Origin of the sequence: Desulfurobacterium sp. (assembly GCF_027028515.1) — a bacterium.
Taxonomy (GTDB): Bacteria; Aquificota; Aquificia; order Desulfurobacteriales; family Desulfurobacteriaceae; genus Desulfurobacterium_A.
Genome location: NZ_JALVIW010000092.1, coordinates 1 through 7784, shown reverse-complemented (window position 1 = coordinate 7784; position 7784 = coordinate 1). Strand labels below are relative to the sequence as shown.

At 35.7% G+C, this 7784-nt stretch carries 11 protein-coding genes; 3 read left to right on the top strand and 8 right to left on the bottom strand.

From position 1 onward, the window contains the following. Positions 1–232: 232 nt before the first annotated feature. The 6 genes from MV676_RS07800 to MV676_RS07775 form a co-directional block, all read right to left on the bottom strand. A complete protein-coding gene (locus tag MV676_RS07800) occupies positions 233–790 on the bottom strand; it encodes a nucleotidyltransferase (RefSeq protein WP_297446506.1) in 558 nt (185 codons plus the stop codon). A 1233-nt stretch (positions 791–2023) separates the two neighbouring features. Next, positions 2024–2587 (bottom strand): hypothetical protein, encoded by a 564-nt coding sequence (locus MV676_RS07795; protein WP_297446504.1) that lies wholly within the window; start codon positions 2585–2587, stop codon positions 2024–2026. A gap of 73 nt (positions 2588–2660) precedes the next feature. Continuing rightward, entirely contained in the window at positions 2661–3044 is a 384-nt protein-coding gene (locus MV676_RS07790) for a hypothetical protein (RefSeq protein ID WP_297446502.1), read from the bottom strand. Then, a complete protein-coding gene (locus MV676_RS07785; protein WP_297446501.1) occupies positions 3041–4570 on the bottom strand; it encodes an AAA family ATPase in 1530 nt (509 codons plus the stop codon). Before MV676_RS07785 ends, MV676_RS07790 begins: the two co-directional genes overlap by 4 nt. A gap of 88 nt (positions 4571–4658) precedes the next feature. Next, entirely contained in the window at positions 4659–5063 is a 405-nt protein-coding gene (locus tag MV676_RS07780) for a hypothetical protein (protein WP_297446499.1), read from the bottom strand. A gap of 38 nt (positions 5064–5101) precedes the next feature. Continuing rightward, positions 5102–5308 carry a hypothetical protein gene (locus MV676_RS07775; RefSeq protein WP_297446497.1) on the bottom strand — a complete coding sequence of 69 codons (207 nt, stop codon included), beginning with the start codon at positions 5306–5308 and terminating at the stop codon, positions 5102–5104. 155 nt (positions 5309–5463) lie between these two features. Between MV676_RS07775 and MV676_RS07770 the strand changes: the two genes are divergently transcribed. The 3 genes from MV676_RS07770 to MV676_RS07760 are packed head-to-tail and all read left to right on the top strand — an operon-like array spanning position 5464 to position 6611. Beyond that, a complete protein-coding gene (locus MV676_RS07770; RefSeq protein ID WP_297446495.1) occupies positions 5464–5613 on the top strand; it encodes a hypothetical protein in 150 nt (49 codons plus the stop codon). Positions 5614–5670: 57 nt separating this feature from the next. Further along, positions 5671–5943 carry a hypothetical protein gene (locus MV676_RS07765; RefSeq protein ID WP_022846167.1) on the top strand — a complete coding sequence of 91 codons (273 nt, stop codon included), beginning with the start codon at positions 5671–5673 and terminating at the stop codon, positions 5941–5943. Beyond that, on the top strand, positions 5928–6611 hold the full coding sequence (locus MV676_RS07760) for a nucleotidyl transferase AbiEii/AbiGii toxin family protein (protein ID WP_297446492.1): 684 nt from the start codon (positions 5928–5930) through the stop codon (positions 6609–6611). The genes MV676_RS07765 and MV676_RS07760 overlap by 16 nt, the downstream gene beginning before the upstream one ends. Positions 6612–6621: 10 nt before the next feature. Here MV676_RS07760 and rsmH read toward each other — a convergent pair whose 3' ends face one another. Continuing rightward, positions 6622–7524 (bottom strand): 16S rRNA (cytosine(1402)-N(4))-methyltransferase RsmH, encoded by a 903-nt coding sequence (rsmH, locus tag MV676_RS07755; RefSeq protein WP_297446490.1) that lies wholly within the window; start codon positions 7522–7524, stop codon positions 6622–6624. Further along, positions 7521–7784: cation transporter dimerization domain-containing protein (locus MV676_RS07750; protein WP_297446488.1), on the bottom strand; the 264-nt coding region annotated here is incomplete at its 5' end. The genes rsmH and MV676_RS07750, both read right to left, overlap by 4 nt.

Genomic DNA, 7784 nt, shown 5'->3' with positions numbered 1-7784 from the left:
ACTTTTTAAACCAGTTCCATACAATAGAATAGCTCGTATATTTGCTTTCTTATAAACATTTCTTATTAAAGATTTGAGATTTTGTTTACATCCTTCCATATGGCTCTTTTCTCTATGTGCTGTAAAACATAACGAATGAGCGGCTTTCAATAAAACTTATAACTCTATCGTACTGAGAAGCTGAAACTTCTTCAAGACATTTAGAGAACTCAACGACACATTCCACCATCTTTTACTCCTTTACCAACTTATTCATCAAAACAAACTGCTTTAGCGTATCAATTTCAGACGGCAAATGAGTTTTTACAAGTCCAAGCAGCTTTCCGAGGTCCAATTCTTTCCGTTTCAAAAGTAAAGCTATATCCATTTCATCCTTCTCCCTCAAAACGCCGAGTTTCATTAAAATCAGATGTTCAGGTTTAGCCACTTTTATAAAAAAGTCATCAACGCAAAAAGTCTCTGCACTTTCAATAATTTCATTTTCAAACTCTTTTGTAGCAACCTGAAAGTCAACCTCAACACCATCTACATTTCCGACAAGCCATACAGAGCCGCAGAGTGTGTTTCTGCTTAGCCTGAACAGAGAGAAAACCTTTTCTTCAACCTCAGGCTTTACGAGAAAATCAAGATCTGGAGTCAACTTTCTAACTTTTCCAGCGTAAGTCCGAACTGCCAATCCCCCTATAACTACATAATTGCCAGCAAGCTCTTTTGAAACTAATTCAAGAATTTCAAGAACCTTATCGGTGTTGCCAAAATCTTCAAACGTAGATCTTGTAATTTCCTTCACAGCTTAACCCCTTGAAGGTTTGAGAGAAGTCTATCTGTTTTATGGGACACCCAATGTCCTATTAAGCTCTTGAATCATGGAAAAATTATCTAAAGAGATCTTGCCATGTTAAACATTGAAAGGTTGGCCGAGAAAATCTTTGAAAAGGCAAAGGAAGAGTATGCTCTCTTAAAAAACTTTATCATGTGATATAAACTTCTGTAAAAATTGTGAACACCAATTCAAAAAGGTTCATAATTCCTGTTACTGAATGAGGCAGAAATCTTTGATGTATGGATTTGAAAAGGCTTATTTATGATTAAAGTTTTAAAAATGAATTGGATTGTGTCAGGAATTTCATGTAAAACACTTAATCATTGACTAATCCTGTCAAAAAGACAGTTTTATTGTCAGTTAGTGCTGTCCTTGAAGTAGCTTATGCAAAATTATTGATGCAACTATTTTTAAACTTGATAAAAAGTGGAACTGTAAATCATTTAAGGCATTACTCGGCCGTTAATTCTCTCAAGGTAGGAGCAAATTGTACAAAATTGAAAAACTTTTGAAGCTGCCAAGTTTTGGCGGTTATTGATAATATACAAATTAATATATATAGGTTTATTTTGTCAAAAAACAATCGGGTGTTGTCAAATTTGTCAACAAGAAAAGGTAATAGAAAATTCAGCGTAGATTGTTAATATCTTTGGAATAATTCATATTAAGCTATTGATTGATTTAATTATTTTTTAAAAGCTTATGTTTAGCCGTAGTTAAGCTTGATAAAAAGCGAAGCAAAGGTTCTGTAAAGAACTGGCATGTTATTTACGATTAGCTTTCTGAAATTTTTAGTGAGAGGTTGAAAACATGATAGAATCTACACAATTCTATAAACACTACCGCTAGACTAATGTGTATATTTTTCATTCCATATATTTTCTATCAAAGTTAAAAACTTCTCTGGTTGAAGGGGTGTACCACATAACATAACGTCTACATCTGCTTTTGTATTGGTATAGCTTATCAAAGTAGCAAATTGATTAGAAATGCTCCCATTAAATATGGGATATAGCAAACATCCAATTCTTTTATCATTACCTGAACTGCTCATATATGATAGAAGTTGATGTATATCATGTCTGTGTTCTTCAAGAATTTCTGGGGAATAATTTCCATATTGAAGATACGCCAAGTGCTTTTTGTATTTAACCTCGATGATCAGCGTCTTGGACCCCTTTTCAATTATTATGTCTGGTTTTAATTGTTACTAAGGTTATAAAACCGTATTCTGGAATTTTTTCTAATATCAGAATAAAAGCGCGCTCCTATTCTTTTTGCAAAAATATGTGTCCAATGTTCTACCCAAAATTCAAATAACCTGTCCATTTCTATTGACCAAGGTAAACCATAATAGTTACCGCCACTTATTGAAAATCTACTCTGACTAATGTACTCTTCACACTTTTGGACTGCTTTTTCATATAAATTACGATAAAAACTAGGAATTTCTGCCTTCTTCAATTTTTCAATATTTGGTGGTCCTGAAGGGATATTTTCAAGTTTTCTTTCAATGTTCATTATTAGTTGTCTAGCTCTATACTTAACCTTTGTGGAAACCTTGTTACTAGAAATATCCTGGAAAATCATCCTCGTGATGCCTTTAAACTGCCGATGGATGTCTAAATCAATAGAATAATCTGTAATCACGCTGATAAATTGTGCATATTTTCCATTTGGAACACTTTTTGTAGAATAGCTATTCCAATCAACATTGCCAACAGGGACGCTTAATTTCACATATTTGTTATCTATTCCCTTCATGAGTATATTAATAGCTTGTGCAATTGCTTCTAAGGTATCAATGGCTTTGAACCATCTTGGTAAAATTCCATCACTAATAATTGGCTCTTCTTCTTTTAGGAAACGGGGGTTGATATTTCCAGCCTATAGCTTCCAATATATCGTATATATTTATCCATTCCAATCTAGACTTTACTACTATACTTCCATACACTTTTCCACCATAAGGGTTTCTTAAAGGAACCAATCCAATTTTGTTACCGGGAATAAGTATCAATTTTTTCTTTTCATCATCCCATTTGTATGAGATCCCCAAAAATGCAAGATACCGAGAATTCGTACGAATCCACTTCTTTAAATATTCCTGTGGATATCTTTTATCAAATTTTCCTGAGGAAAACCAATTTTTAATTTGTTCTTTAGAAAAAGTTTGCGTGTCACCAAATTCTGTTAAAGATATTTTTACTTTCAACCTCATTTGTCTAGAACCTCGTCGATGAAGGAGATAATCTCGTTTTTTGCCACGGATAACCTTCCTTCGTTTAAATATTCCTGCAGTAGTGGTGCAATTTCATATTTTAGTTTATTTTCCAGCTCCTCCTCTGAGTCAACAATGAAATATGTATGTCCTGGTTGTAAATGCAATTCTTCATCACTAGCATACTTGAAAAATATATTCTGAACTCTATTGCAATACTCTAAAGTTCTATTTTTAGTTTCTTCATTAGTGCCTTTTTCATTTAATATTTCTTCAAGTTTTTGTCCTGAAGGCCAAACATTTACAAACGCAAACCTTCTTCGAATAGCAAAATCTAAAATAGCAATTGTCCTATCGGCTGTGTTCATTGTCCCGATTATGTAAAGGTTTTGAGGCATGATTATTTCCTTACCAGATCTTAACTTGATTCTCCTTTTTTCAGTAGGTTCAAGAAGAAATATTGCTTCACCTAAAATCTTTGCTAAGTCCCCTCTATTTATCTCATCAATCATTAGTAAATATCTCTTATTCTCCCCTTCTGCCTCTTCAGCTTTTTCAATGGCTTCTAACAAAGGTCCCTTGTGTTCTCTAAAAATTAGTTGATTTGAATTAGTATCTGGCTTTATCCCTTCAACGAAATCTTCGTAAGATGTGGATGCGTGAAATTGTATAATTTCATAATCTGTAATTTCCCCATTCTGTTTCAAAAATTTTGCTGTTTTTTCAGCTAAACATGTCTTTCCAGTACCAGGTGGTCCTTGTAGTATTAAGTACTTTCTTTGAAGGAGATAACTTGATAATTGTTCAAAAGAAGGGTAACTTCTCCAAATATTAATTAGTGCTGGAAGTAATTTATTTTCTAAGATACTTAAGAATTCTTTCCTCAATGGCCAATTCCTAAACTTGGCGTATAGAAGTAAGTGAGAAAGAAAAGCCTGAGCACCCTTATCATCGGGTTTTATTACACAGACGGATGGCAAGAATTTACCATATTTTCTCCATAATTCCGTATAATTCGAGAAATTACCAAGATTACTCTTTACCAGATTTGGAATTTCGGAATATTCATCGGTAACGTCATCTTTAACAAAAACATCGGTTTCTTCTGTGTTCCATCGCTCTTTCTTAATAAGTTTCAAAAGGAGTCTTATGGTCCTTTTTACCCATGGAATTCCTAGCCATTCAGCATCTTCAGTAATTCCACCTGTACCTATTCCACAGCATAAAAGTAATTCTGAAGAATTCTGAGTGTTATCAGGGAACAACACCAGTGAAAAGTTGTCATAAACACCGCTTTGTGGCGCATTTTCATACAATATTCCAAAATACTGTATATTTTCCGCCGGTCCGGTTAGTGATTTATATCTTAGTACACCATTTTTATCAATTTCATCTGCAAAATGTTTACCAAGCACTTCTTCAAAAAGTTGTTTCGCGTTTTCTAAACTTTTTTCTATATTTTTTTCTGTAATAGAGTTTAAAAGTTGTTTTGCTAGATTAATATGCTTTACTTTAAACATTTTCATTTTCATTTGCCTCCCTAAGCATCTTTCGTATAACTTAATTGTACCTGAGTAATTTCCACGTGCTGCCAAGTAGCCACCAGCTCCATCATCAACCGTCCACCTCCACCACTACCGGAAAGGGTACACCCAAACCGCTCAGGATTCCCATTCCGGTTTGAAGGGAGGGCAGAAGGTCTATCAAATCTCTTCCGGCAAATTCTACATAGGTTTCAACGGCGGCAAGGATAAATTTTGCATGAAGCCTGTTGTTTAAATAAACCTGCCCTCCCTTTTCTTCTATCTTCCTAAAGACGTAATCGTCAGTTATGAGAAGATCCTGAAGCTCAGAAGCTCTAAGGATAACTTCAAGTTCCACACTGTCAGGAAGATTTGAAAGCAGCTTATCAACGATGCTCCCCTTTAACCAGGCAGAGGAAATTTTTACACTTCTTTCAGCCTCCTTAACCATTGATTCCACGCAAGAGTATATCTCATCACTTTTTAATGTTTTCATAATTTCTCCTCCCCGTTAAAACTTTTTAAATTATACATTCAACGATGCCAGATAGTTGCCCCATAACCGAAGATAAGTTCTATCAGATCTTTCGGAAAATCATCACCAATCTCGTATAGAAAAGCCCCTTTTTCTATGTTGTGAAATCTTATCTCGTAGAATTTTTCGTAATCTCCTGTAGATGTAACAAACCTCATCCAGATTTTCTTTTTCCCAAGGTACGGCGTTCTTGTTTTTATAATCATAAATCCTCCCTCATCAAAGTCTTAATAGAATAATAGCCTTAAAATAGGACCGTATCTGTCGCATAAACCAAAACTTGACGAAAATACAAAAAGCCAACAAATAGACTTTTAACAGTATCTGATATATTTCTATAAGGAGCACTTTTGGGGACGCAATGATCGTAACGGCAAACGAGCTTAAAAGAAGAGGTATCTCTTACATATCTGAACTTTTAAAGAAGTTTGAGAACGTTTTTATCTCCGTTAGAGGAAAAAAAGTTCGTAATACTAACCGTGGAAGAATACGAAAAGCTAAAAGAACTTGAACATGCTATAAGAAAGGTTGTAATTAATTATGGTAAATTATTATAGCTGGAGGAAAGATGGATCCTTCGATAGTTACAATTAACCGTGCATACAGAAAAGGACTAACAGAGGAAAAGCTTGCGGAACTTATAAAGGGGCAAATTTTCCCAAAAAGCTATCCTTTAAACGAACAGGTAGAGGTTTTCTTTTCCGAAGTTCCTGTTTCCATGGTTGTGTCGTTTTGTGAAAAACACGGAATAGATATGAAAGAGTTAAAAAAATATTACGAGAGATATATAAAGCCAAAGTTCCGCAATGAAGAGTTAGAGGAATTATGGAACATATTCTAAAGTGGAAATTAGAAATTCTTGATTTACTAAACAAGGCAATAAGCTGTCTAAAAACTGCCGAAATTCCTTATAATGAATGGAGTTTCGGAGGCGGCAGTGCTTTAATGTTCCGGTACTGGCACAGAGAAAGCAAAGATGTTGATATATTTCTTACAAATCCTCAATACATCATAATGTTATCTCCAAGACTTAACGAATACTCCGAAAGCATAGCTACCGATTACAAGGAATCTTCCGTTTTTATAAAAATATCAGTGGAAAACAGAGAAATAGACTTTATAGTTGCCCCAAATTTAAGCGGGAAACTGCCTGTCAAAAAAACATTGGATTCAAACATGGAAATATTTGTAGAGCAACCGGAAGAAATACTTGTCAAAAAATTTTTTTACAGAACAGAAAGCTTAAAAATAAGAGATTTTTTAGATGCTTACACCGTTTTAAAAGATCCATTAAAAACCGAAAGCACCAGACTGATCCTTAGGAATTTCTTAAAAAGAAAGGAAGAAACCTTAAGAAAAAGGGCAGCTTACTTGCAGGAAGTTGTAAAGAGCGAAGGGATATTAAATACCTTACAAAAACTTTCGGTTTCTCCGTTCCTGATAGGAAAGGTTCCCGAAAATTTCATACAAACAGTAGTAAAAGAAATCTTTGAAAAAAAGCCGACTTAAACACCTTGCCTTAATTTCCAAGCTCTGCGGGTGCCTTTTTCTCAGCCGCTCTCAGCTTTGCACTCCTTGCGGCAGGGTTTGCTGCTATCTCTTCCTCAGTCGGCAGAACAGGTTTCTTGGCAATTATTTTAAGGTCTTTTCTCTCTTTTAAAAGTTCCTTTACTATTCTATCTTCAAGAGAGTGAAAGGTTATAACAACAATCCTTCCACCGGGTTTTAACCTGTCAACTGCTTCGGGAATTGCCTCTTCAATGCTTTCAAGCTCCTTGTTAACGTAGATTCTTATCGCCTGAAAGGTTTTGGTGGCAGGATGCTTCTTTCTTCCAGCCCAGAGTTTTTTAGGTATAACAGATTCAACTATTTTCGCAAGTTCAAGGGTCGTCTTTATCGGCTTTTCTTTTCGTCTCTTTACTATTTCTCTTGCTATCTTCCTTGAAAATCTCTCCTCGCCGTAGCGGTATATGATGTTCGCCAGTTCTCTCTCTGACAGAGTATTAACAACATCAGCAGCCGTTAGCTTCTGGCTTCTGTCCATCCTCATATCAAGAGGATCGTCCTTCCAGAAGGAGAAGCCCCTGTCTCCCCTTAACTGGAAGTGAGAAACGCCAAGGTCAAAAAGGATACCGTCAACAAAATCTATCCCTTCTTCATCAAGAACAACGCCTATTTGCGCAAAGTTTGCGTGATAAACGGAAAACCTGTCACCGAACCGCTCAAGCTTCTTTATAGCCCTATCTATTGCCTCTTCATCTCTGTCTATGGCTATGACTCTGTTCTGAGGGTTTGCCTCAAGTATCGCCCCGGTATGGCCACCTCCACCGAGGGTAGCGTCAACAAAAACTCCCCCTTCTTTAGCCTTTAAAAACTCAATGGATTCATTTAAAAGAACCGGCGGATGAAATATCTCTTTCATTTTTCTCCTTTCAAGCAGCCATCGGTATCGTGAAAGCAGGAATCATCAGTCGGGTCAAGGTGTATCGTAACCTCCCACCTCTTATCGGGATCTATCTGTTTTATCCTTTCCTCAACCTGATCAGATATATCATGAGCCTCTTTCAGTGAAATCTCAGGATTAAAGACAAGGTGAACATCAACAAAGTTAAAAGGGCCCGCCTTTCGCGTCTTTAAAAAATGGTAGCTGGTTACTTTAGGCGTTGACTCTATAATTTTCAC